We start from the raw sequence: 23,144 nt of genomic DNA on the forward strand, positions 1-23,144 counted from the left end.
GGATGTGTGAGGATGGGGATAGAGGTTCGCTCACTTATTTTTGACAATTTATTGATTTATGAGACGAGGCAGAGGAAACAAAATTGGCTTGAAACATATTTTTGGATGGAAGATTTTACGCTAACGCATGGCATTTACAAAAATGGACCAGTTTTTTTCTCTGTTTCTGAAGAAAGCAGTGATGATGCATCCGCTCATTTTACTTATTATTTGCCTATTAATGAGCCTGTTCAGTTAACCGATGAAACACATTTTCGTTTTCAAAGAAAGCTGCATATTAAGAAAGCGCTTGTTTTGCGTCAGGCAGATGAAGAGTTGGATTTTCAAACAGCATATAAAAAATTAAAGGATTATGCCGTTAACCATCAGATTCTTTTGGAAAATACATATTATTGCGTGTTGCTAGAGGTGTATGATGATTATCTTATCGATTTATACGTGCCGATCAAAAAAATGGAGGAATAAATAATGGTTGTGGAAAACCACCGAATTGCATACCGGAATGTGGCCTCGAAAATTTATCAGTTTTATCCAGAAGAAATTCATGTTGCTATTACGGATTTTGATGAGATTCTGCGCAACCATGGTTATCACTCGAATGGAAATACGTTTTTTTGCCATTCTTAGTGATCCGACAGATGAAATCATGGTAGCGGAAATATTTCTCTCCATTGCCGAAGACCATTTTCAAGTACCAGAGGACGAAAACATCTTTTTTCGCAGTTATTTTTCCATTTATCCAATGATTATGACACGAATTGTGCAACATATAGAAGAACAATCGCAAGTGAAATATTGGGAATTAATCGAATACATGAACAATCACAATTTGAAGCAACGGACACCAGTATTTGTCGGCTTTAAAGCAACCAAGTCAGGAAAAATTTATGCGGAGATGAGTGTAGGGATAGAATCTCCTCTTTCTTAAATAATGGTATGTTGGTTCCGCAACTTTCATATTGATGTGCTGCCGGAATGTTTAATCAAACCAATACGCAACGGTTTGCTCAGCAGAAATTGCTTCATCTGCTTAATTTTTTTCGTAATACATTGACTTGTGAGTCAATATTTCTATATAATGGAATTGACTTATCAGTCAATCAGTGCGAAGCCGCCCAAGGAGGGAAAGCGATGAAAGTGGTAGATATTAAGAATTTGACCAAGACTTATAAAAAGAACCGGGGAATTATTGATCTTACATTTTCCATTGAAGAAGGGGAAATTTTCGGGTTTATCGGTCCGAACGGAGCGGGCAAGAGCACAACCATTCGAACATTGCTGAATTTTATTTATCCGACTAGCGGGAGTGCGACGATTTTCGGAAAAGATATCATCAAGCACTCAAAAGAAATAAGACAACATGTAGGCTATCTGCCGTCTGAAGTCCATTATTACGATGATATGAAGGTGATCGACTTATTAAAATACTCCGCTGGCTTTTACAAAAAATTTAATTCGAAGAGAATGAAAGAATTGGCGGAAAGGCTTGACTTGGATCTCCATAAAAAAATCGAAGATCTTTCATTTGGCAACCGGAAAAAGGTTGGCATTGTCCAAGCGCTGTTGCATGAACCAAAACTGCTTATATTGGATGAACCGACAGGCGGGCTCGATCCGTTGATGCAAAACACCTTTTTTGAACTTCTTGCAGAGGAAAGAAAGAAGGGAACAACGATCTTTTTCTCTTCCCATATTCTTTCGGAAGTGCAAAAGATGTGTGATCGGGTCGCCATCATTAAAGAAGGGAAGCTTGTTAAAGTAGAAACGATTGAAAACTTGACGAAAAAAAATTTGCGATATATCACGATTGCGTTTGAACAACAAGCGGAGCAAATTAATTTTGAGCTGGAAGGAATCGTGAAGAAAGAAGTAAACGGAAATGAGATGACGTTGCTTTACAGCGGGGATATCAAGGCGCTTCTAAATAGATTGAATGCCCTGCCGATGAAGGATTTATTAATTGAAGAGCCGACTCTTGAGGAAGTATTTATGCATTACTACGAGAAGGGCGGGGTGGACAATGATTTTTAAGAGAGAATTGAAACGGAATTTAAAATCATTGATTATTTGGAGCATCGTACTCAGCGGTCTTATTTTATTGACATTAAGTATTTATCCTCAGTTTGCCGAGCAGCAAAAAGAAATGACAAAACTGCTGGAGAGCTATCCAGAATCGATTAAAAAAGTGTTTGGAATGAATGAGCTGAATATGGGAGATTTGCTTGGTTTTTACGGTGTTGAAATCTATATGATGACCACCCTTTTAGGAAGCATCTACGCAGCAATTCTTGCCTCCAATATCCTTGCCAAGGAAGAGAATGAAAAAACGATTGAATTTTTGTTGTCAAAGCCTGTGTCAAGAAGCCGGATCGTAACAGAAAAACTTCTGGCCGTTTTGGTAAATATTTTGATCTTTAACGGGGTGTCGGCGGCAGCAAGCATCATTGGCTTTCAATTTGCCAAAGATCCGGATGTTCCGGCAGACACGTTTAGTTTGCTGATTGTCGCAACGATATTGCTTCATTTGACTTTTGGCGCTATTGCGTTCCTGTTGTCAGCGCTCATGAGAAAAACACGGAATATCCTTTCTATCTCACTGGGGGTTGTCTTGGCTGCCTACTTTATGAATGTGATGGCAGGGATATCGGAAGACTTAGAGTTCCTTAAATATTTCAGCCCGTTTAAATATGTGGACGCCGCCGCCATTATTAATGATAACGAGATTAAGCCTTTGTATATCTTTATCATGGCTGCGGTCATTTTGGTTAGTATATTCACGTCATATATGGTATATAGAAAGAAAGATATTGCAGTTTAATGAAATTAGAGGTGTTAACATTGTATCCAGCCTTTGAAAAGCAGCCACAAGAGAAAAAGGATCTGATCATCAAAGTGGCCATTGAGGAATTTGTGAAGAATGGTTATGAAAAAGCCTCCACAGATGTTATAACAAGGCGGGCGGGAATTTCCAAGGGGATTCTTTTCCATTATTTTAAGAGCAAAAAAAACTTATACCTTTATTTAGTGAATTATGTGAAAGACTTTCTGACAGAAATAGCAATGACAAAATTGAAAAAAATCCAATCTGACGATTTCTTTGAAAGGATTAAAGAAATCGTCCTGTTGAAACAAGAAATAATGATTCAGTATCTCCAAGAGACTCAGTTTATTACAGATGCCTTCCTTAATCCGCCTGTGGCAGTTAAAGCGGAAATGGAAAAAATCATTAAGGAATATTACGAAGCTTACCAGGAAGATTTTTTGCTAGAACATGTTTATATTAAAGAACTTATTCAAACGGAAAAACTTCGCGAGGATATTTCCGCGGATACCGTAATCCGCATGACCATGTGTATCGTTGACCAGCTGTCTAATAAGTATTTGGCTCTATATAAAATTAAGCAAATTGATATCATGGATACTACGGAGTTCATGTTAAGGGAATTGAATGAATATCTTAAAATTGTGAAATATGGGATTTATAAACCGGAATAGATTTTTTGCTTTCTTTTCCCGCGGCGGTCAGTTGCGGGATTTTTTGTGTATGAAATAGTCATGCGAAATTTTGAACATTTTCTCGACAAGCCTCTCTTCCTTGAAACAAATTAAGGAGAAAGGTGAAAATGAATCGGGAGGTTTTTGGTTCTTGAAAAATAACGTGCGTTCTATATCAGACTATCCTATCAGGCAAGGAAAAAAGGGATTCTTATGATATGTATTTATATTGGATTTGGAATATCACAAGCCGAATGCCGAACGGATGGGTGGGAATTTAGAAGGTCCTTAACAAAAGAAGAACGGCTTGGACAATGCCATTAAAGGCCGGAGCTCGTATGAAACATGAAGTTCGGAAGGTGGTGTCGATATGATAGACCCCGATTTTTTATTCAGAACTTCAAAAACACCAAAAAAGAAAAAATAATTCAATTTCTGAACTACACAGAGGGTCGCCCTCGCTTGATTTTCGAAGGGGAAATGGTCGTAAGTGGCAAAGCATACCCGTATTTGTCCAGTTTACACCACAGCCAAATGACAGGGTGATGGTAGTCAAGGGTGTTGTTGTAGAGAAAATTATTTAGAAAGGCGGAGAAAAAATGGAACGATTAGATGTTGCGTTTAAAACCGGCGCGGCTACTATTGGCGGTATGGTTGTTTTTTTCTTTGGCGGATGGATGATTCCTCTAAGAATATTAGTGTCGCTCTCTATCGTAGACTATGTGAGTGGATTAATCGCCGGGGCAGTCGAGAAAAAACTCAGTAGTAAAGTAGGATTCAAAATTGCTAAAAAGGTGATGATGTTTACGCTTGTAGCAACCGGAAATCTTGTTGATATTGCGATTGGAAAAGGCCACGTCTTTAGGGACGCGGTCATTTTCTTTTATATGGGGAATGAAATTTTGTCCATCTTAGAAAGTGCAGGGCGTATTGGCTTACCTATTCCGGAACAACTTCGTTCGGCAATTGAAATCTTAAAAGGAAAGGAGAAACGTCAACGATGAGAATTGTGCTGGATGCTGGTCACAGCGGACAAGATAGCGGAGCAGTCGGCAATGGGCTGAAGGAGAAAGACCTTACCCTCGCCATTATTAAACAAATCGGAAGGAGAAAGACCTTACCCTCGCCATTATTAAACAAATCGGCAGCATGTTAAGTGATTATGAAGGTATAGAAGTACATTACACTCGTACCGATGACCGATTCTTGGAATTATCCGAACGCGCGGAGCTCGCGAACAAATTGAAAGCAGACTACTTCATTTCCATACACATCAACGCTGGCGGCGGAACCGGATTCGAAAGCTATATCTACAGCGGCAACGTCAGCTCGGCAACAATCGCATATCAAAATGTAATTCACGCCGAGATCATGAAAGCAATCGGCAATGTCATTATGTAAAGTTTAAAGCTGTAAAACTCTGCATAAAAAAGTATATTATTTCTCATCAGATCGCAGTAAAGGAGTATGTGCTTCTAAATTATTTTTTATTTTCACTTCTGAGAATATGATATGTGTAAGGGTTGTTGCAAAAGTAGAAATGTCGTTAATAAATTCTTCAATTTCCTCTAATCGACTAACTGTCAGCATCACCATATAGCATGCTCGCCCGGCAATACGGTAACAAGATAGCGCTGTCGGATATTGTTCAATAAACTCTTTAAACCGTTTATGTTCTCCATTTTTAATCGTCACTTCAATAATACAATCTATTGTAAAACCTAGTTTTTTTCGATTCACCTGAATGGTGTATCCTTCAATCACTCCACTATCCTCTAATCTTTTTACTCTTTCGGTTACAGAGGGAGGAGACAAGTTAACTTTCCTTCCTAATTCTCTCATTGACAAACGGGAGTTTTTCTTTAACTCTGCAATAATCTTCAAATCAATCTCACCTATTTTCATTTGTAAACCATCCTTTCATTTTTGTTTCATATAAATGGTATTTTCAATAAATTTATTTTATATAAAATGCCAATACACTCTAAATTTTTTTAAAATGAAGGAAAAAAGAAAGGATGGGATCGATGGCTAGAATCTCTTTCTCTTTACATGGAGAAACACCATTTCAACGGTTGCTGGGGCATAATAGACAGATTATGGAATTGTGGAATCAGTTAGGGGATCTGCTTGGGGCAGATGGAACATTATCTGCTGAACTGAAAGAACAAGTGAGAAGGACATTGGCGCAAAAGAACGGTTGTGAATATTGTCAGGCAAAAGGGAAACCTGAACCTCATTTGTTTGATAAGAAAACTTCGCTGGCCGTAGGGTTTGCGGAAGTATTTTTAAAGCAAAGAGGTTCTAATGATTGCTAGTGGTATCCCGATGATCGTGACAGCACAAAAGAAAGTTAGTGCCCAGAAGGCTTTGGAGCAAAGTTGATTCCCTCACCTTATTCCTCCGCATTGGGGATATTGTGTCACTGTTTGTCCTGCCATTATTTTTCCTTCAATCTTCGATCTTTTGCTTCCATTATAACCTTGTTTTGGTGTACTGAACATGAAAAAAGAAGGCGGAGTGAGGCTCCGGCCTTCTTGACCACGTGACCACATTTTGACCACATATTTAATAGAAATCAATGATTTATAGATTGGGTAAGCTTTGAAATTGGCTTAAAATCAATGGTTAATAAACATAAGAATAATTTGATATAAATCAATAGATCATTCAGGGGATGATGGAAAATTACCCGGACATGTTTTTACTTTTGAACCAGACTCAAAAGATGAAACAATGATTGGAAAACATAACTCAGAGAACGTCACTATTAACTTATGGACGGCATGTTTTTGTTGTCTATCTTTAAAAAAGGCCTGAAACAGCGTTAACTGCGTGTCGTATAAATTATAGAGTTTTACTTAAAAACTGAGCTGCCGATGAGACAGCTCAGTTTTCTTTTTTTGTTGTCTTCGCTTTTTGATGGCTCCAACGAATGTTTTTTCTGTATCATGACAATGACGTTGGGCACAGGAGGACTTTCAATGTTGCTCAATCGCAACCATCGTTAAACAGCAAGTTGTTGTTAAGTGATGTTCTCCAGCAAATTTAAATTAGAAAAGAAACCAATATGTTAAGAAGCTTCTGCTGCTTAAATTTCAACAATGGTGATACATCCCGATTCATCCAGCAAAGCCAACTTGCGATAAAGGATATATGAAATCCAAAAGCTTTATATAACAAGATGATGAACGTTTAAAAAAATTTGTTTTATCACCCAAAAAAATGATGGCAAAATGTTCTGTTTTTTGTTTAAGTGTATATTTCAAATAAAAATACCCATCTATGAACATCTGCAAAAATGATATCGCTTTCAATTAGTTTAATTAGTTTAATATGAGGGGGAATGGAATTGATCAAAACATCTAATGGTGAAGAAATTTTTATTATTGATGCACACATTGCCTTATGGGATGGAAGCAAGGAGAATCAATTGAATATCCACGGAGAACAATTTATTAGTTGCTTTTATGATTATCACAAAAATCTAAGTCCGAAAGAATATTGGTGGCCTAAAAATGAGTTCGTAAAGTATTCTCCAGAAAAACTTGTGAATGACGTGTTTATTGAAGGATGTGTGGATATGGCGATTTTTCAGCCAGTTCTTCTTAAAGAGTTTTATAAAAATGGTTTTGGTAATTTTGAGGCAAATGAAGAACTTGCAAAAAAATACCCTAGTCGTTTTATTTGCAATGGAACATTCGATCCCCGGCATGGCGAACGGGGCTTAGAACAATTAGAAGAAAACAAAGAAAAATACAACTGGCAAGGGGTCAAGTTATATACAGCTGATTGGTACGGTAATTCAAAGGGCTATAAACTATCTGATGATTGGTCAAAAAGATATCTTGAAAAATGCCAAGAGCTGGGGATAAGAAACATTCACATTCATAAGGGGCCAACGATCACTCCTTTAAATCGGGATGCATTTGACGTAGCAGATGTTGATGATGCAGCAAGTTGTTTCCCTGAACTTAATTTTATTGTAGAACATGTTGGGCTTCCAAGATTAGAAGATTTTTGCTGGATTGCTACGCAAGAAAAAAATGTCTATGCAGGTTTGGCAGTTGCCATTGCTTTAATTCATACTCGGCCTCGTTATTTTGCTCAGATTATTAGTGAGTTGTTGTACTGGCTTGATGAAGACCGAATCATTTTTGGAAGTGATTATGCTATATGGGAACCGAAGTGGATCATTGAAAAGTTTCTTGAATTTGAGCTTCCAGAAGATATACAAGAAGAGACTGGAGTGACATTGGATTTGGAAGTGAAGAAAAAGATTTTAGCAGGAAATGTAGCGAGATTGTATAACATTGATATCGAAAAACAAAAAGAAAAGTTGAAAAATTGTAAATTATATAAATATACAGCATGACTGAAATGAGAGACTAACTCATTAAAAGGCCTTATCTAATCTATTGAAGGGGGAGGTGCATTGAAATTAATGGATAAAGAAAAGCAAGTGTATAGCATGCTGGAAAAAGTGTATGATCCTGAACTGGATCAGCCGTTAACAGAGTTGGGATTTATCGACCATATTGTAATTAAAGACAATCATGTCGAAGTAGTCATTCGTCTTCCAACTTATTGGTGTTCTCCTAACTTTGCATACATCATGGCTGAAGATATAAAGAAATATGTATCTGAGTTAGAATGGGTAAAAACGGTTCAAATTCATTTGCTGGATCATTGTACATCCGATGAAATTAGTCGCGGGGCATCGGCAGGAAAATCATTTAGCGAAGTCTTCGGCGCTTTATCTGACGGAGATCTTGAAGAATTGCGCAAAACATTTGATATAAAAGCTTACTATGCAAGGCAAGAGAAACTGATTAAATATCTTCTAAATAGGGGTATGACAAAGAAAGAGATCAATTCCTTATCTCTTCAAGAATTGAATGAACTGCCCCTACCCGAAGAAGGGAAGTTGTTAAGAGAAAAGTATTTGGAGAAGAAAAAAGTATTGAATCACTCAAGTACATTTGCCATAACAACTCCAGAAGGTAAACCATTGTCTGAAGAAGAGTTTTCAGATTACTTGCAAGGCGCCAAGCTGACACGGTTGAGCATGGAGTTTAATGCGCATTATTGCCGGGGATTGTTAGAGGCACGATATAATTTGTCTGCTGCTCATGAAGGCAGTTTGGCAAAATGATTCAATATTTTAACAGCGTCCAAATAATTTCATAAATATTATAAAAGGAAAGGTGATGTAAGATGAGTAAAAATGTTCTTATTATTACTGGCGATGCTGCTGAAGCATTAGAAGTGTTTTATCCTTATTATCGTTGTATTGAAGAAAATATTAATTGTACAATTGCCTCACCTGTTAAAAAGAAGCTCCAGACAGTTGTCCATGATTTTCTTCCTGAAATGGAGACTTTTACAGAAAAATGGGCATATCAAATCGAATCTCATGCATCAGTAGATGAGATTAATCCTGCCGACTATGATGGATTAATTATCCCAGGAGGGCGTGCGCCTGAATATATTCGTATGAATCCAAAAGTTCAGGAAATTGCGGCTCACTTTTTAAAAGAAAATAAACCTCTTGGGGTGATCTGTCATGGGCAATTAGTCTTAACAACTGTAAGAGAATATATCAAAGGAAGAGAGATGACAGCTTACACTGCTTGTAGACCAGAAGTGGAAGCAGCGGGCGCTATTTACGTGGAAAAAATGCTTCATGTGGATGGAAACATTGTATCAGGTCATGCCTGGCCAGATTTACCGGGATTTATGAGAGAATTCTTTAAATTGTTGAATGTAAGAGAAAAATCTTCTGTTTAAATCATAAAAAGGGCTGGTGTATCTGATGTACCCCGAATATCGGATACTTTAAGTTCGATATTCGGGATTTTTGTTTCATCATGAAAAATACGTTTATCATCGAAGCAAAGATGCAAGCGGGGGAGATCTATGAGGATTATTCTGAATGAAGTTCAAATGAGACAGTTAGAGAAATCATAAGAATGTCAAACATATGTCCAAGCGTTCGATTACTTGCCATTCACCATTCAGGATTTAGTTTAGGGCAGTCCCCAATTACTTGTCTAAAAAGCCAAGTCCAAATATGTTGTGCAATTGCCTTTGGAGAGACAATATGGACTTGAGGACTTGGTGCATGGCAGGTAAGTTCCAAATTTTCCTGTCGGTCGTCTCCCCGAACAACATTTGCCGATGCCCTTTTTCATTCACTCCCGTGGCGAGCAAATTATCCGGACTTAACGGTTTAAAGAATTCAATAACATTAACGATATATAAAATATAACAATTCCTTCTGTTGTTTTAGGGTTAATTCCTGTTAGCTCTTCGATTTTATTTAAACGGTAGTGCAGTGTATTAATATGGATATTCATTTTCTCTGCTGTTCTTTTGATCGATTGATTATTGTTGATATAGTGTTGTAAAGTTTCGATTAGAGTTTGGTCTTTTTCCATCATATGAATGGTTCGTTTCAAAAAATCCTTTTGCATCTCTGTTGGGATATCTTCCAAGATGATTTCTAATATGAGATCCTCATAAAAGACAATGCCTTTATTTTTTCGAGCTACCTTTAATGCTTTTTGTGCTTCTTTCAAAGACTTATTGATCATGTGTTTGCAAGCTGTTTTTCCAACACCAATAGCTAAAGTGCTTTTGTATCTGTTTTCGAATCTTTTTTTAAAATCGTTTAACTGGCTGTAAAAATAATTTTGGTTATAAGAAGCATCCATCTTTTTTAATATTAAAAAGCGCTCTTGCCCCCAGCGAACAATAAAATGTTTTTCTTTCCCGAATATAGAATAAAACAATTCTATGATTTCTTTTTGAATTCGATGAATGTCGTAATTATTTAATGTTTGTATCTCTAATTCCATGAGTGTGCAAACATGAGTGTCATACACAGGAATTCCTAACATAAACCCGCGCTCTAAAAAATCTTTATCCACCGATGAAGCGTTGATCCATTCATAAAGATACGATTCGATTCCCCTTATTTCCCATTCGTTTCTTTCGGTATAATACGCTTCTTGTATAATGAGTTCTGTCATTCTTCGAATTAAGTCCGCATAAGGCTCCACTTGTTTCGGTTCGCCAGTTATTCCGATAACTCCTATTACTTTCTTATTAAACATAATGGGCATATTGATTCCCGCTTTGACGCCTTTAAGCACTCGCGCTTTGACTTGATCAATGTAAAGCTTTTGTTTGGACTTAATAACAATCGTGGCACCTTCATGAAAAGAGCCGATTCGACTCTCGTCAGTGGAGGATGTGATGATTCCATTAATATCGACTAATATGATATCCTCTTTGACTACTTCCTGAACCTCTGAAATAATTTTAGCAGCTAGCTTTGGGGATAAATGCATCTCGTATTACCCACCTTTTTTGGTTAAAAAAACAATAAAAAAGGCATTTTTCGTATTTTAATTATATCATCATACATAGATAATATGACTCCCATTCTTTATAATAAAACGAAAATAATAAAAGCGAGGGGTTTTCATGATTGCTCCTGATGTGAAGCATCAATTAATAAATATTGTAGGGGAAGAGAATTTTGAAGATTCTGAAGTTGAAAGATTAGTATATTCATATGATGCTACTCCTAATTTTCAGGCGATTCCGGACGCGGTAATTTCACCAAGAAATACAGAAGAAGTATCTAAAATACTGCAATTGTGTAATGAATATAAAATACCAATTGTTCCGCGGGGATCGGGTACTAACTTATGTGCTGGTACTTGTCCTGTTGAAGGGGGGATTGTTCTTCTATTTAAACATATGAACAAAATTTTAGAGATCGATGAGGAAAACTTAACCGTTACTTGTCAACCAGGAGTTATTACACTTGATTTAATCAAAGCGGTGGAACAAAAAGGCTTGTTTTACCCTCCAGATCCAAGCTCAATGAAAATATCTACCATTGGAGGTAATATAAACGAAAATTCTGGCGGGTTAAGAGGACTTAAATATGGAGTAACGCGTGATTATGTATTGGCCCTTGAGGTAGTTCTTCCTAATGGAGAAGTTGTTCGAACAGGGGGGAAACTAGCTAAAGATGTGGCCGGGTATGATTTAACGCGATTATTTGTAGGTTCTGAAGGCACTTTAGGAGTGATTACAGAAGCAACATTGAAGCTTATCCCGCTGCCTGAGTCAAAAAAGACAATGCTTGCTTTATTTCAAGATTTAGAAGCTGCTGCGCGTTCCGTATCGAAAATTATTGCGAATAAAGTTATCCCGGCAACCTTAGAGTTTTTAGATCAGCCTACGTTGCAAGTAGTGGAGGACTATTCACAAATCGGCCTGCCAACAGATGTGCAAGCCGTATTACTTATTGAACAAGATGGAACTCCTGAAAATGTGAATAAAGATATGAAGATCATAGAAGAAATATGCAGAAGTGAAAATGCTGTATCTGTACAAATTGCCCAGTCTGAAGAAGAAGCCGAAGCTTTGCGAACAGCGAGACGCACCGCTTTGTCCGCTTTAGCCAGACTAGCACCAACTACCATTTTAGAAGATGCTACTGTTCCAAGATCAGAAATTGCCAAAATGGTCAAAGCCATTAATGAAATAGCCAAAAAATATAATGTAAAAATATGCACGTTTGGTCATGCGGGAGACGGGAACCTTCATCCTACATGCACGACAGATATTCGTAATAAAGATGAGATGGAACGGGTGGAAAAAGCTTTTGCCGAAATATTTGCAAAGGCCATTGAACTTGGAGGAACAATTACTGGAGAACATGGAGTAGGAGCCATGAAAGCGCCTTATTTAGAATGGAAACTAGGAAAACCTGGCATCGGTGTGATGAAGTCGATAAAAGATGCATTGGATCCCAACAATATTATGAATCCTGGAAAATTATTTGCAAAAGATACACGAAAACGTGTGGTGATATCAAAATGATGACGGAATCAGAAAAGCAAAATATCCAAAGAACATTCAAGGAACGCATGGACGAAGATGAGCTGCTAAATTGTATGAGATGCGGTTTTTGTTTGCCATCTTGCCCAACATACATTGTATCTGGGTATAAAGAAAGCCAATCACCAAGAGGAAGAATTTCTTTAATGAAGGCAGTATATGATGGGGTCATTCAACCAGATGATGAATTTGAGAAATCTTTAAACTTATGTTTAGGATGTCGCGCGTGTGAGCCGGTATGTCCGTCAGGAGTGAATTATGGACATTTATTAGAAGAAGCAAGAGACATAATAAACCAAAATAAAAAACATTCTTTACCTATGCGGGCAGTTCGAAATGTGGTTTTTAAACAACTATTTCCTAAAAAAAGTAATTTAATAAACATCACTAGCTTAGTTGGATTTTATCAAAGATCTGGACTTCAAAAAGTGGCACGTAAAATAGGATTCATGAAACTATTTCGCGATCACCTCAGGGAGATGGAAAAAATATTGCCTGATGTTCCTAAAAGAAAGGCATTGAAACAGCGATCTGAATATATACCGGCAAAAGGGGAGAAAAAAGCAACTGTTGCTTTCTTTACCGGATGTTTAATGGATACGTTGTTTCTCGAAACGAATAATGCCACGATTCAATTATTGCAAAAAGCTGGGTGTGAAATAGTTATTCCTCAAACACAAGCATGTTGCGGTGCTTTACATGGTCATAGTGGAGAAAAAGAACTAGCGAAAGAACTAGCAAAACAAAATATTGAAGCGTTTGAAAAAAGCAATGTCGAATTTATAATTACAAACGCTGGTGGGTGCGGCGCTTTCTTGATGGAATATGACCACTTATTAAAAGATGATCCGCAATGGGCAGAGCGCGCTAAAAAATTTGTTGCAAAAATCAAAGACATTACTGCAATTTTATTAGAGCTTGATTTTCACAAAAAATATCGTCTTTCTCTCCCAGATCAAATCGTAACATATCAAGATTCTTGTCATTTGAGAAACATCATGAAAACTTCGAAAGCCCCAAGAGAATTACTTCGTTCCATAAAAGGGGTAACATTTGTAGAAATGGAAAATGCTGATAGTTGCTGCGGGTCTGCAGGTATATATAACATTGTCGAACCACAAACATCCATGAAAATTTTAGATCATAAAATGGAAAAAATGAAGAAAACAAAAGCAACGACAGTAGTAACAGCAAATCCAGGATGTTTAATGCAAATGAAGCTTGGAATTGAAAGAGAAGGATTAAGGGATGTAAAAGCTGTTCATATCGCTGATCTATTGTTAGAAGCAACAAAATAACGAACAAGTACTAAAAACTTGAGGTTTTGTTGCTGGAATAATTTTAAACGTTTAATTGCCTTGTTTGGGAGGGTTATGTATGTGTAAAGCCTGTTTCTAAGAAACGGACTTGCTTGCGGTAGGAATCAGAGTCTAAACCGCTCTGGTTCTTTGCCTCTTCTCATCTTTTCGCAGTGTCTCAGAATACAAGATTTTGAGATTGAAAGCTTTCGTAAAAAAGAATGTTCCGACCGTGCATTGCGTTATTTCGGCCACCACTAAGATATCATTTTACGTTCGGCACAACAATATAGATTTTTTCCATGAAGGAAATAACTAAGATTTCTTTTATTCCAGACCTCATTTTCATCATTGGAGGATGTTGCTTGCAGACCCACTGCGGCTCATTCCCTTCTTAGGACAAGAACATTTTGTCATAACGTTATAGCCGATCGAATCATTCGATCGGCTTATGCGTATATTCCTATATCAACGACTCCTCTCATGGAATACATTTGTTAACATTCCGCTTCTGTGAAGAATCACAGCGAAAAGGGTGCTTATCATTTCACCGCGCAAACAAATTATGATTGTTCCGCTAAAAAATAAATCTTCTTCACTTTCTCTTTAAACTGTTCAACATGAACGAACCTTGCCTCTCGTAAAACTTCTTTTCCATCGACATATAAAATTAAAACAGGGGCGGTAAATATGGAAAGGTGACCTGCTATGTCCGGGACATTATCGGCGTTGACCAAGGCCATTTGAATCTTTGGAAATTCTGCCATGACTTTTTTCACTTTTGGCAGTAATGCATGGCAAACACTGCAATTTGTTTTTAAGATGTATAAAAATGCTAAATGATGATGGTTAACAAAATGATCAATTTCCTCTATGGAAAATAATTCATTCTTAATACTCAAGTTCATTTCGCCTCCTTCCATGCTGATCTTTAGCCAAGCGCTTTTTTCATTATACTATAAGAAGCCGCAAAAATTCTTGCACCTGCTTCTGAAGCCATTTGCTATGGTCTTGTTGAAAACAAGACAGGGGATGTGGCGGTTTAGTTTTTGCTATTCGATGAATGCATTCAGCCAGTAAAAGAGCAATGGGGGCAAAGCAGCCTTGTTGCTACAGATTTCACTGCTATTTACTACATGCACAATGATGCATCATTGTGAATTGTTGCTTTGCAATATTTAGTTGTATTGCACGCTATTTCAAGTATGATGGCTACATGAGAACAGCGAGAGGTGTTGACAAGATGGTATAAAATAGGGTATAGTGGCTGTATAATCAAATGTTTAAACATTTAAACGAAAAATAAAGAAGAAAGAGATGAAACGATGAGTGAGAAGACAATGGAATTGTTTCGCGCTTGCATTCCTTTGTTTCAGACGCTAAGCGATCCGCATCGCCAAGATATTATTTTGTTGCTCGCCGAACATGAAGCATTAACCGTAAACGAAATTACGGAGCATTCTAACTTATCGAGACCAGCGATTTCCCATCATTTAAAAATTTTGCGCGATGCCGGGCTTGTCACTGTCGAGCAAAAAGGAACGCAACGTTATTACTTGCTTTCATTAGAAAGTGCCATTCATCAATTAAAACAGCTCATTCAGTCGGTCGAAAATGAATGCCTTTAGCGAATGCTAAAGGTGATTTATTTGTTTTGAATGTTTAAATGTTTAAACTATTAGATATAGGAGGAATGGAAATGAAAAGAGAAACGGTTCTCATAACAGGGGCTTCGGGAGGAATTGGTTATGCATTTGCGGAACGGTTTGCCAAAGACGGCTACGATGTCGTGGCTGTTGCCCGCAGTGAAAAAAAGTTACACCAATTAAAGGAAATGTTGGAAGCAAAATATGGCATTCGCGTTTTTCTTTATGTAAAAGATTTGACGAAGCAAGAAGAAGTTGAGAGTTTGTATCATGAATTAAAACAGCAGCACATTGAAATCGATGTGCTCATCAATAATGCCGGCTTTGGTTTATACGGGGAATTTACGGAAACCAACTTAGCAGAAGAATTAAACATGATTGATTTGAATGTAAAAACATTGACCCATCTTACGAAACGGGCAGTAGTCGACATGGTTAAGCGGAACAAAGGGAAAATTTTGAATGTCGCTTCCACTGCTGCTTTCCAGCCGGGCCCGCTGATGGCAGTTTATTACGCGACAAAGGCGTACGTCCTTTCCTTTACAGAAGCATTGGCGAACGAATTAAAAGGAACGAACGTGACGGTTGCTGCACTTTGCCTTGGACCAACTGAAACAGAATTTTTTGAGCGTGCCAATTTGTTGCAATCGAAACTGCGCAAACTCGGTGTCATGGACGTCAAACAAGTCGTCGAAGCCGGTTATAACGGGCTGATAAAAAATAAGACCATCATTATTCCGGGATTCAAAAACCGTTTGCTTGCAGCGAGTGTCCGATTTTTGCCGCGGAAGGCGGTAACCGCAATCGTCAGACAAATACAAGAACGTGAGCAAACCAAAAGCGAAGGCAGTACTTATCATTGTTAAGGGTGTTTTTTTACGTTCTTTTGGTGAATGTTTCAATTGTTTTAATTTAGTTAGTTTGAAGTTTGTTCCTGATTTGCGTTTGATATTTTTTAAGGCGAAAACCGTTAAAAACCAGTCATCTTTTTTATTTTAAAGATGGCCGGTTCTTTGGAGGCTGTGGAATCAATGCTTCATATACTAAATGTTCTTTAAATTTGGCCAACTCCTTATAAAAGTGGAATAAAAACGTTAAATCAAGCGGCCCGTCGATTTCATAAACATCTTTTTCGCAAATTTCCAATTCATCTAATAATTTAAAATAAACTTATCATGATTATTTTTGCTCATTTCCAAACGAACGGCGGCTCCCCCATTTCCGCTCCTTCAATTCCTTTTCAATTTCTTGCAATAAATCGCGGGCGCTTTCTTCATGGATGGTTAAAATCCGCGTTTCGCGTTAGCGGAATTGCGTAACAGAAATCACTTTGTATCCTTTGAATCACGTATGTATATGGGCAGTAATAACATCCTCCAGTAAAACATAACATAAGCGTCCATCGTCAGAAGGCAATGAAATAAAGCAGTTCAAGACGGAAGGAACTTGGACGATCGCCAGCTTCTTTTGCATTTCTTCATTGTTTCGCTTATTGTCTTCAAGCAAGATCGCCAAATTTAAGCTTTTATTTAACAACATTGGAAACGGGCGATATGCATCGACTGCCATTGGGGTCAGCACTGGGAACACTTGTTCAGCGAAGTAGTTCTGCAAATATTGTGTTTGCTCGTCTGTCAGTTCATTCATGGAAAGCAGATAGATATTTTCTTCGTTTAGCATTGGCATCAACACATCATTATAAATTTGATATTGTGACTCGACGAGTTCGTGTACCTTCAGTGAAATCTTCGACAACTGTTGTTTCGGTGTCAAGCCTGCCTTATTTTCTGGTTTATTAAATCCCGCCTTTACTTGATCTTTCAAACCTGCAACACGAACCATAAAAAATTCGTCTAAATTAGAGCTGAAAATAGCCAGAAATTTTAATCGTTCAAGCAATGGATTGCGTTTATCAAACGCTTCTTGAAGCACACGTTCATTAAACGCTAACCAGCTTAGTTCACGGTTGTTATAATAGCGTGGGTTGTCCAATTCAGCTCGCTGCTCTGCCATCACATACTCCCCATTTTTTGTTCGTCGCGTGTAAACCAGTTTTGAAACGGCTTTATATATTGTTTGAAAAAGGTTTTATCAATGATGCCAGCAATCTGCGTATTTCCATGATATCATGTAAATTCATTTCATACTGATGAATGCCAGCAAGAGGATATTTTTTAATAACTGATGAATTTGCGCTAAATTTCGCGCGTTCCCGCCGATGGCAATAATCGGTATTTTCTTATTGCCCAGCCATGGCAGTGATTGAAATTGTTCTGTGATATAGAAAGAAAGTCGCCTTAATTCTTCTTTTGTTAGGATATGGCCTGCAATGAATGTTTGTTTTAATGATAATGTGCCAAATGGGAAGCTGTAATATTCAATGAGCTGGCGGTCTTTGTAATAGGTTAGTTCTGTGCTCCCTCCGCCAATATCGATCGTAATTCCTTCCGTAATGGGAGTGGAATTAACTACTGAAAGAAAGCCGTAGTAAGCTTCCTCGTATTCCGATAAAACACGGATTTGGAAATCAGTGGTTTCTTCTACTAGTTTTTTTATCTCTTCTTTGTTTTTTGCCTGGCGAATCGTCGCTGTTGCAACACATTTCACATGTTGAATTTGATGATGGCGAGTAATGTCTTGAAAACTTAACAGTGTCTCCAGCAGCACGCGAATTCCTTCTTCTGTTAAGACACAATCTTCTGTTAAATAATGCGGAGCCGCGCAACAGCCTTCACGTTCTCGATTTCTTTCAAACGACCGCTTTGATTGCGTTCATACATCACTAGTTTCATCGTAGTTGAACCGATGTCAATAATGCCGCACTTCTCCTTCATTTCATTCCATCCTTTATTTTATTTTAAAAATATTGTAAATGTTGCTTTATTATATCATATGCTTTCCTGAACCAATGTTCTTCCAAAAGCCGAAAAGAGGAGGGAATTCCTATGTACAAACATATTGTAAAACAAGGGGAAACCATCTTTTCCATTGCGACGGATTATCGCACTTCAGCGCAAGCGTTGTTAAATGCCAATCATTTGACTATGTCTTCTGTCCTCGTTCCCGGTCAGGAGATTGTGATTCCTCATCTTCCCGCAAAAGGTTCTATTCCATATACCATCCATATTTCTGTCAGCCGCCGGCAGTTAACATTAAAAAAGAACGGAAGCATTGTTCGTATATATCCGATTGCTGTTGGAAAAATGGTGACGGCAACACCGGTTGGCGACTTTGTCATCGTCAATCGCCAACCGAATCCTGGCGGGCCGTTTGGCGCTATATGGTTAAGTTTATCGAAAATCCATTATGGCATTCACGGCACAAATAATCCATCCTCCATTGGAAAATATGTATCAAAAGGATGCATCCGAATGCACAACAAAGATGTCTTAGAATTAGCTTCGCTTGTGCCAAACGGAACAGAAGTGTTCATCCGGCCATAATACCGAGAAAATAGGCAACAAGTAGTTATTGGAGAATGCCGGTCAAGAACTGCAACTTTATGCTGTGCCGGGTGGCAATGATGCGTCCTTGCTGGTATATAAAACAACCGGCCTAATTAATAAACAGCGGAGGCTGATAGCTGTTTGTATCATAACATAGAAAAATAGCCATTCTTCAGTATGAAAGCAAGAAGGTAAGCACATATTAGATATCTTAATATGCTGCTTACCTTCATTTACATATCTTTTATAAAACTGCCTGTTAGTGAAATTTTGTGCGCAGCCCAGCTAAGTATGTGCTCAAAATGTGTTTCAAAGTTTCATCTGTGTCTAGATTCATATTGAATCCTTTCTTTAACTCTAGAGTGGCGAATCCATGCACAATACTGCGAAGGCCGCGCACAGTATGGAGGGCATTTTCGCGGTCAAGCCTGTATGGTTCCAAAACACGCAGCAAGAGAGCAACAATTTCGTTTCCGGCTGCTTGAATGTCTGAATCTAGAGGATCGGGGGCTCCCATGGTTGCTTCATAAAGTCCGGGGTGTTGCCGAACAAATGAAACATAGGCAACTCCTATAGAATGCAAAGCCTCATCACCGGATTTGCCAATAACCGCTTCCGCCAGTGTTTCCTTTAATTTGCGCAGCGCATAACAAGCTAGTTCCTTTTTCAAACCTGGCAATCCGTGCACATGGTTATACAACGACGGAGTGCGGATCTGTAATTTTTTAGCTAAGGAAGCGAGGGATAACTGTTCAAACCCTTCTTGATCAGCAAGTTCCGCTGCCGCCTTGAGAACAGACATTTTATCAAGGCCTTGCCTCATTGGTTTCCCCTTCTTTCTAATGATTTTTCTGCATCGTTGATGGCCTTGCTCATTGCCGCAACAGGATTCATTAACATAGGACCATGCCCTGAGGCTAACAAGGAAGGATTTAAATCTCTCAATTTTCGTGCGCTTTCTAACGCTATTTCTTTATTCCAAGTTCCGAATGCCGGAAATGGAAATAACGGCTTTACTTTGCCAGCAACTGCAATGCCTCCATGTGTTTGGAAGGCATCTCCAACAATTAAGGCGTGGCTCCGCATGTCTAAGAACGCCATTAGGCCAGGAGTATGTCCTGGGGCGAATATTGCTTTAAGCGACCCAATTCTGTCGCCATCGTTAAGTAAATGATCAGGCCTTGTTTGAAGAGATTTAGGTATGCTGCCGCGAATGGGCGTTTGCGGTTCAGAGGCTTCAAGTGTTCGATCACCCCGCAAAATTTTGGCGTCCCGTTTTGATATCATTACCTCTGCTTTAGGCAGCGCCTTTTTTAAATAATCCAGTGCCCCCACATGATCTTGATGAGCATGTGTTAATACAATGCGAGTGATAGGCTTACCTATTTTATTTGCTGTTTGTAATATTTTCTTGTGGCTGTAAGGAAGTGCGGCATCAATAAGGGTTAATTCATTTTCTTCTTCAACAAGATAACAGTTCACCGGAAAAAGAGACGGTAAAAATGTTAATTGATATATAAATCCATGTTGGCGAATGCGCACAAAAACTCCTCCCCGAAAAAACTAAGGATATTAATATATTAACTAATAATATTAGTCTTAGCAAGGGATTTTTTCAATTTTGTACCTGATTTTTTTTGATTTCAACCTTAAGCTACGCAAATTTTAATTGACAAAAATAGGGTCTGACCTTTTCTTTTTGACTTTGTTCGTGGAAAACGATTTAAAATGAATGGAAAGATCACCAAACCATAAAGAAATCCCCCCGCGTTTGCCAACAAACAGACTTGTCAGAGATGTTGCACCAGCTCTTTTTTCCTTAGACCGACGAAAGAAAGCATTGCTCGCCATCCCGTTAATAAGGATGCTTGCTGTTGATCGGGACGTAATGCTTAAAAATTTATCAGGCATGGGACGTGCCTTCACAGATGGATGAAGGCAGCCGTGCCAGATGAAGCGGGAAGCCCGCCATTTCTGGCAGTGATGCCGTTTGCAGCAGATCACCTAACGCAATCCATTTTTTTAGCATATGCCAATATTCAATGCTACAATATAGACAAACAACCGGAATGGACAGGTTGCCTGCTTTAAACACCGGCAATATTTCAAGCCTAATAGTCACTTCATTGTTATGGTGAAAAAATGGTAAACTATCACGGATGCACCACCGGCTCTTAAAATGCTGAGGAGGTGTTTTAACGTGAATAGCCGGCGGGAGGATGTCAAAGAAATGTGGAAGCGCTTTATTTTTGGCGATGAGCTGGATGAAAAGCTTTCCCCGATTGTCAAAGACTCATGGATTCGCTCTAAAAAATGGAAGGTAGATCCTTTCCGGCCGTATGGTTGTATAAAAACAATAGACATGGCGCAATACCAATACTTGATTGATTTATCAATACCGTTAATGGAAGGGCTTTATTCCATCGTAAAGGGATCGGGATTTTTAGTCATTCTTTGCAATGAAAAAGGGCAGTTACTAAAATCACTCGGCGATCCCGAAACACTGGAGATGGCAGCGCAAATCGGCTTTGTCGAGGGAGCCGATTGGAGTGAACAAACGATGGGGACCAATGCGATTGGCACGTCCATTGTGATCGATCAGCCTGTACAAATATTTGCGGAAGAACATTATTCGCAAATATGCCAATCATGGACTTGTTCCGCGGCCCCGATTCACGATTCCAATGGCAGCATCATCGGGGTGTTAAATGTATCCGGACCATATGAAAAAGTGCATCCTCACACGCTGGGGATGGTGGTTTCCGCGGTCAAAGCTATTGAGTATCAATTGAAATTAAATGAGAATGTGGAAAAAAATATGATGATGCAAAGGTTTCTGGAAGCGACAACCAATAATATGAAAGAAGGCATCCTCATTATTGACACAGAAGGGAACATTATAAAGGCGAACGATCAGCTGAAGAAACTGCTTTGCCTTGATCAGCCGCATCTCGAAGGAAAAAGAATCAACGAAATTTTGGCCAATCCATCGATTGCTTCCAATCGGCCTGTCTACCTGCAAAACAAGGAACTCCATTTAAAAGTGAAACCATCAAGAAACATCCGTCATGTTATGGTTGATAAAATTCCCATCTATAAAGACAACCATTGGATCGGTTCGATGATTATGCTGAAAGAAATTGAACAAGTGCGCCAATTTGTCAACCGGCTATCCGGAAACCAGGCAAAAATAACATTTGATGACATTATCGGAAAACATCCTTATTTTCTGCAAAAACTGAATGAAGCAAAACTCGCGGCAGCGACCGACTCCAACGTTTTGATCATGGGAGAAAGCGGAACGGGAAAAGAAATGCTCGCGCAAGCCATTCATAATGCAAGCAAGCGAAGAAACAAGCCGTTTATTGCCATCAATTGCGGCGGAATCCCTCGCGATCTTCTCGGCAGCGAGCTGTTTGGCTATGTGGAAGGCGCCTTTACTGGAGCGAAAAAAGGCGGAAGTGCGGGAAAATTTGAGCTTGCTGATGGCGGCACTCTCTTTTTGGATGAAATTGGCGAAATGTCTTTAGAAATGCAGGTCCTGCTTTTGCGTGTCATTCAGGAAAAAGAAGTGATGCGGATTGGCGGCCATAAAGTGATACCGGTGGATGTCCGCATTATTGCGGCGACGAATAAAAACCTCCGCGAAGAAGTGCAAAAAGGAAGTTTCAGGGAAGATCTGTTCTTTCGCCTTCATGTGATGCCGATCACCTTGCCTCCTTTGCGGGAAAGAAAAGAAGATATACCGCTTCTTGTCCATCATTTTATCAGCAAGCTTTGCCAAAAATTAAATAAGCCGTTTCCGGAAATCCGGCCAGACTTTTTCCAAGCACTCATGCAGTACGACTGGCCGGGGAATATCCGGGAATTGCAAAACATATTAGAAAGAACGTTAAACCAACATACGAACTCGATTTTAACCGCAAACGATTTGCCGGAAGAAATGTTTCAAATGTTTCCAAGTTTGAAGAAGAAAGAAGTGCCGGTGCATAGAGACGATATTAAAAAACAGTCCATCATTCAGGCATTACGTTTATGCAACGGGAATATTTCGAAAGCGGCTAAGCATTTAGGGATTTCCAGAAGCACTTTTTATCGGCAAATGCGAAAATTTAACATCGCTTATTAGCTTGGAGTAATATTGTTTCATTTTGTATCAAATTGTATCAATATGTAGCAACAAAGTGTTCCAAAATGGGACATTTTGTTGCTTTTTTTCTATAAAGCGGATGATCTCATAAAGAAAATTTTTAGCGGAATGAGAATGGTTTGCGGTAAATTCCACCATGCGCCCTGCTGCATTGGCACGTTTTTTGCTTTTTAAATATAAATGAAAA

The 23,144-nt window shown here is 38.6% G+C and carries 23 protein-coding genes and 3 pseudogenes; 19 read left to right on the top strand and 7 right to left on the bottom strand.

The window, feature by feature from the left end; all coding sequences use genetic code 11:
- Nucleotides 1–12 precede the first annotated feature (12 nt).
- From AOT13_RS10805 to AOT13_RS21440, 9 genes are all read left to right on the top strand, one after another.
- Nucleotides 13–465, top strand: a complete 453-nt coding sequence (locus tag AOT13_RS10805; RefSeq protein WP_003251161.1) for a hypothetical protein — start codon at nt 13–15, stop codon at nt 463–465.
- A gap of 3 nt (nt 466–468) precedes the next feature.
- Nucleotides 469–627 carry a hypothetical protein gene (locus tag AOT13_RS21055; RefSeq protein ID WP_167542249.1) on the top strand — a complete coding sequence of 53 codons (159 nt, stop codon included), beginning with the start codon at nt 469–471 and terminating at the stop codon, nt 625–627.
- Nucleotides 599–928: a DUF5085 family protein gene (locus tag AOT13_RS10810; protein WP_003251159.1), complete on the top strand. Its 330-nt coding sequence runs from the start codon at nt 599–601 to the stop codon at nt 926–928. Before AOT13_RS21055 ends, AOT13_RS10810 begins: the two co-directional genes overlap by 29 nt.
- A 203-nt stretch (nt 929–1,131) precedes the next feature.
- Nucleotides 1,132–2,031 carry an ABC transporter ATP-binding protein gene (locus tag AOT13_RS10815; RefSeq protein WP_003251156.1) on the top strand — a complete coding sequence of 300 codons (900 nt, stop codon included), beginning with the start codon at nt 1,132–1,134 and terminating at the stop codon, nt 2,029–2,031.
- The gene (locus AOT13_RS10820; protein ID WP_003251153.1) at nt 2,021–2,818 is read left to right on the top strand and encodes an ABC transporter permease; all 798 of its coding nucleotides are present in this window, start codon (nt 2,021–2,023) and stop codon (nt 2,816–2,818) included. The genes AOT13_RS10815 and AOT13_RS10820 overlap by 11 nt, the downstream gene beginning before the upstream one ends.
- Entirely contained in the window at nt 2,818–3,495 is a 678-nt protein-coding gene (locus tag AOT13_RS10825; RefSeq protein WP_042385576.1) for a TetR/AcrR family transcriptional regulator, read from the top strand. The genes AOT13_RS10820 and AOT13_RS10825 overlap by 1 nt, the downstream gene beginning before the upstream one ends.
- A gap of 599 nt (nt 3,496–4,094) precedes the next feature.
- Nucleotides 4,095–4,499: a phage holin family protein gene (locus tag AOT13_RS10830; protein WP_042385573.1), complete on the top strand. Its 405-nt coding sequence runs from the start codon at nt 4,095–4,097 to the stop codon at nt 4,497–4,499.
- On the top strand, nt 4,496–4,651 hold the full coding sequence (locus AOT13_RS21435) for an N-acetylmuramoyl-L-alanine amidase (RefSeq protein WP_198404529.1): 156 nt from the start codon (nt 4,496–4,498) through the stop codon (nt 4,649–4,651). Before AOT13_RS10830 ends, AOT13_RS21435 begins: the two co-directional genes overlap by 4 nt.
- Entirely contained in the window at nt 4,645–4,896 is a 252-nt protein-coding gene (locus tag AOT13_RS21440; RefSeq protein WP_198404530.1) for an N-acetylmuramoyl-L-alanine amidase, read from the top strand. Before AOT13_RS21435 ends, AOT13_RS21440 begins: the two co-directional genes overlap by 7 nt.
- A gap of 36 nt (nt 4,897–4,932) precedes the next feature.
- Here the strand turns inward: AOT13_RS21440 and AOT13_RS10840 are convergent, their stop codons facing one another.
- Nucleotides 4,933–5,400 (bottom strand): Lrp/AsnC family transcriptional regulator, encoded by a 468-nt coding sequence (locus AOT13_RS10840; RefSeq protein ID WP_042385570.1) that lies wholly within the window; start codon nt 5,398–5,400, stop codon nt 4,933–4,935.
- A gap of 122 nt (nt 5,401–5,522) precedes the next feature.
- On the opposite strand from AOT13_RS10840, the pseudogene AOT13_RS10845 reads away from it, so the two are divergent.
- The 4 genes and pseudogenes from AOT13_RS10845 to AOT13_RS10860 all read left to right on the top strand — a co-directional run.
- A pseudogene (locus tag AOT13_RS10845) lies at nt 5,523–5,798 on the top strand (carboxymuconolactone decarboxylase family protein); the annotation flags it as partial.
- A gap of 1,043 nt (nt 5,799–6,841) precedes the next feature.
- Nucleotides 6,842–7,870: an amidohydrolase family protein gene (locus AOT13_RS10850; protein ID WP_232511517.1), complete on the top strand. Its 1,029-nt coding sequence runs from the start codon at nt 6,842–6,844 to the stop codon at nt 7,868–7,870.
- A gap of 69 nt (nt 7,871–7,939) precedes the next feature.
- Nucleotides 7,940–8,650 (top strand): iron-sulfur cluster assembly protein, encoded by a 711-nt coding sequence (locus tag AOT13_RS10855; RefSeq protein ID WP_042385588.1) that lies wholly within the window; start codon nt 7,940–7,942, stop codon nt 8,648–8,650.
- Between the two features lie 62 nt (nt 8,651–8,712).
- Nucleotides 8,713–9,285 carry a DJ-1/PfpI family protein gene (locus AOT13_RS10860; protein WP_042385565.1) on the top strand — a complete coding sequence of 191 codons (573 nt, stop codon included), beginning with the start codon at nt 8,713–8,715 and terminating at the stop codon, nt 9,283–9,285.
- A gap of 434 nt (nt 9,286–9,719) precedes the next feature.
- On the opposite strand, the gene AOT13_RS10865 is transcribed toward AOT13_RS10860, so the two are convergent.
- The gene (locus AOT13_RS10865) at nt 9,720–10,850 is read right to left on the bottom strand and encodes a CdaR family transcriptional regulator (RefSeq protein WP_042385563.1); all 1,131 of its coding nucleotides are present in this window, start codon (nt 10,848–10,850) and stop codon (nt 9,720–9,722) included.
- A gap of 136 nt (nt 10,851–10,986) precedes the next feature.
- On the opposite strand from AOT13_RS10865, the gene glcD reads away from it, so the two are divergent.
- Nucleotides 10,987–12,399 carry a glycolate oxidase subunit GlcD gene (gene glcD, locus AOT13_RS10870; RefSeq protein ID WP_042385558.1) on the top strand — a complete coding sequence of 471 codons (1,413 nt, stop codon included), beginning with the start codon at nt 10,987–10,989 and terminating at the stop codon, nt 12,397–12,399.
- Nucleotides 12,399–13,715: a (Fe-S)-binding protein gene (locus AOT13_RS10875; RefSeq protein WP_042385585.1), complete on the top strand. Its 1,317-nt coding sequence runs from the start codon at nt 12,399–12,401 to the stop codon at nt 13,713–13,715. Before glcD ends, AOT13_RS10875 begins: the two co-directional genes overlap by 1 nt.
- Nucleotides 13,716–14,278: 563 nt before the next feature.
- On the opposite strand, the gene AOT13_RS10880 is transcribed toward AOT13_RS10875, so the two are convergent.
- Complete coding sequence (locus AOT13_RS10880; RefSeq protein WP_080695368.1) at nt 14,279–14,617, bottom strand: thioredoxin family protein; 339 nt, start codon at nt 14,615–14,617, stop codon at nt 14,279–14,281.
- Nucleotides 14,618–15,040: 423 nt separating this feature from the next.
- Between AOT13_RS10880 and AOT13_RS10885 the strand changes: the two genes are divergently transcribed.
- Both AOT13_RS10885 and AOT13_RS10890 read left to right on the top strand, forming a co-directional pair.
- Nucleotides 15,041–15,343, top strand: a complete 303-nt coding sequence (locus tag AOT13_RS10885) for an ArsR/SmtB family transcription factor (RefSeq protein ID WP_042385552.1) — start codon at nt 15,041–15,043, stop codon at nt 15,341–15,343.
- 71 nt (nt 15,344–15,414) lie between these two features.
- Nucleotides 15,415–16,227 carry an SDR family NAD(P)-dependent oxidoreductase gene (locus AOT13_RS10890; RefSeq protein ID WP_042385548.1) on the top strand — a complete coding sequence of 271 codons (813 nt, stop codon included), beginning with the start codon at nt 15,415–15,417 and terminating at the stop codon, nt 16,225–16,227.
- Nucleotides 16,228–16,369: 142 nt separating this feature from the next.
- On the opposite strand, the pseudogene AOT13_RS10895 reads toward AOT13_RS10890, so the two are convergent.
- Nucleotides 16,370–17,374: pseudogene (locus AOT13_RS10895) on the bottom strand (polyphosphate kinase); the annotation flags it as partial.
- A 79-nt stretch (nt 17,375–17,453) separates the two neighbouring features.
- A pseudogene (locus tag AOT13_RS10900) lies at nt 17,454–18,195 on the bottom strand (Ppx/GppA phosphatase family protein); the annotation flags it as partial.
- A 111-nt stretch (nt 18,196–18,306) separates the two neighbouring features.
- On the opposite strand from AOT13_RS10900, the gene AOT13_RS10905 reads away from it, so the two are divergent.
- Nucleotides 18,307–18,804 (top strand): L,D-transpeptidase family protein, encoded by a 498-nt coding sequence (locus AOT13_RS10905; RefSeq protein WP_003251149.1) that lies wholly within the window; start codon nt 18,307–18,309, stop codon nt 18,802–18,804.
- 262 nt (nt 18,805–19,066) lie between these two features.
- Here the strand turns inward: AOT13_RS10905 and AOT13_RS10910 are convergent, their stop codons facing one another.
- Both AOT13_RS10910 and AOT13_RS10915 read right to left on the bottom strand, forming a co-directional pair.
- Nucleotides 19,067–19,630 carry a TetR/AcrR family transcriptional regulator gene (locus AOT13_RS10910; RefSeq protein WP_003251146.1) on the bottom strand — a complete coding sequence of 188 codons (564 nt, stop codon included), beginning with the start codon at nt 19,628–19,630 and terminating at the stop codon, nt 19,067–19,069.
- Nucleotides 19,627–20,349 carry an MBL fold metallo-hydrolase gene (locus AOT13_RS10915; protein WP_003251144.1) on the bottom strand — a complete coding sequence of 241 codons (723 nt, stop codon included), beginning with the start codon at nt 20,347–20,349 and terminating at the stop codon, nt 19,627–19,629. The genes AOT13_RS10910 and AOT13_RS10915 overlap by 4 nt, the downstream gene beginning before the upstream one ends.
- 658 nt (nt 20,350–21,007) lie before the next feature.
- On the opposite strand from AOT13_RS10915, the gene AOT13_RS10925 reads away from it, so the two are divergent.
- Nucleotides 21,008–22,936, top strand: a complete 1,929-nt coding sequence (locus AOT13_RS10925) for a sigma-54-dependent Fis family transcriptional regulator (RefSeq protein ID WP_003251142.1) — start codon at nt 21,008–21,010, stop codon at nt 22,934–22,936.
- Nucleotides 22,937–23,144 lie beyond the last annotated feature (208 nt).

Source organism: Parageobacillus thermoglucosidasius (assembly GCF_001295365.1).
GTDB classification, from domain to species: Bacteria; Bacillota; Bacilli; order Bacillales; family Anoxybacillaceae; genus Parageobacillus; species Parageobacillus thermoglucosidasius.

Coding starts and splice junctions, on each gene's coding strand:
- AOT13_RS10820 (WP_003251153.1), top strand. CDS start 2,021: ATGATTTTTAAGAGAGAATTGAAACGGAATTTAAAATCATTGATTATT.
- AOT13_RS10855 (WP_042385588.1), top strand. CDS start 7,940: ATGGATAAAGAAAAGCAAGTGTATAGCATGCTGGAAAAAGTGTATGAT.
- AOT13_RS10885 (WP_042385552.1), top strand. CDS start 15,041: ATGAGTGAGAAGACAATGGAATTGTTTCGCGCTTGCATTCCTTTGTTT.
- AOT13_RS10840 (WP_042385570.1), bottom strand. CDS start 5,400: ATGAAAATAGGTGAGATTGATTTGAAGATTATTGCAGAGTTAAAGAAA.
- AOT13_RS21435 (WP_198404529.1), top strand. CDS start 4,496: ATGAGAATTGTGCTGGATGCTGGTCACAGCGGACAAGATAGCGGAGCA.
- AOT13_RS10865 (WP_042385563.1), bottom strand. CDS start 10,850: ATGCATTTATCCCCAAAGCTAGCTGCTAAAATTATTTCAGAGGTTCAG.
- AOT13_RS10805 (WP_003251161.1), top strand. CDS start 13: ATGGGGATAGAGGTTCGCTCACTTATTTTTGACAATTTATTGATTTAT.
- AOT13_RS10890 (WP_042385548.1), top strand. CDS start 15,415: ATGAAAAGAGAAACGGTTCTCATAACAGGGGCTTCGGGAGGAATTGGT.
- AOT13_RS10850 (WP_232511517.1), top strand. CDS start 6,842: ATGGAATTGATCAAAACATCTAATGGTGAAGAAATTTTTATTATTGAT.
- AOT13_RS10860 (WP_042385565.1), top strand. CDS start 8,713: ATGAGTAAAAATGTTCTTATTATTACTGGCGATGCTGCTGAAGCATTA.
- AOT13_RS10815 (WP_003251156.1), top strand. CDS start 1,132: ATGAAAGTGGTAGATATTAAGAATTTGACCAAGACTTATAAAAAGAAC.
- AOT13_RS10825 (WP_042385576.1), top strand. CDS start 2,818: ATGAAATTAGAGGTGTTAACATTGTATCCAGCCTTTGAAAAGCAGCCA.
- AOT13_RS21055 (WP_167542249.1), top strand. CDS start 469: ATGGTTGTGGAAAACCACCGAATTGCATACCGGAATGTGGCCTCGAAA.
- AOT13_RS10905 (WP_003251149.1), top strand. CDS start 18,307: ATGTACAAACATATTGTAAAACAAGGGGAAACCATCTTTTCCATTGCG.
- glcD (WP_042385558.1), top strand. CDS start 10,987: ATGATTGCTCCTGATGTGAAGCATCAATTAATAAATATTGTAGGGGAA.
- AOT13_RS10830 (WP_042385573.1), top strand. CDS start 4,095: ATGGAACGATTAGATGTTGCGTTTAAAACCGGCGCGGCTACTATTGGC.
- AOT13_RS21440 (WP_198404530.1), top strand. CDS start 4,645: ATGTTAAGTGATTATGAAGGTATAGAAGTACATTACACTCGTACCGAT.
- AOT13_RS10810 (WP_003251159.1), top strand. CDS start 599: ATGGAAATACGTTTTTTTGCCATTCTTAGTGATCCGACAGATGAAATC.
- AOT13_RS10875 (WP_042385585.1), top strand. CDS start 12,399: ATGACGGAATCAGAAAAGCAAAATATCCAAAGAACATTCAAGGAACGC.
- AOT13_RS10910 (WP_003251146.1), bottom strand. CDS start 19,630: ATGAGGCAAGGCCTTGATAAAATGTCTGTTCTCAAGGCGGCAGCGGAA.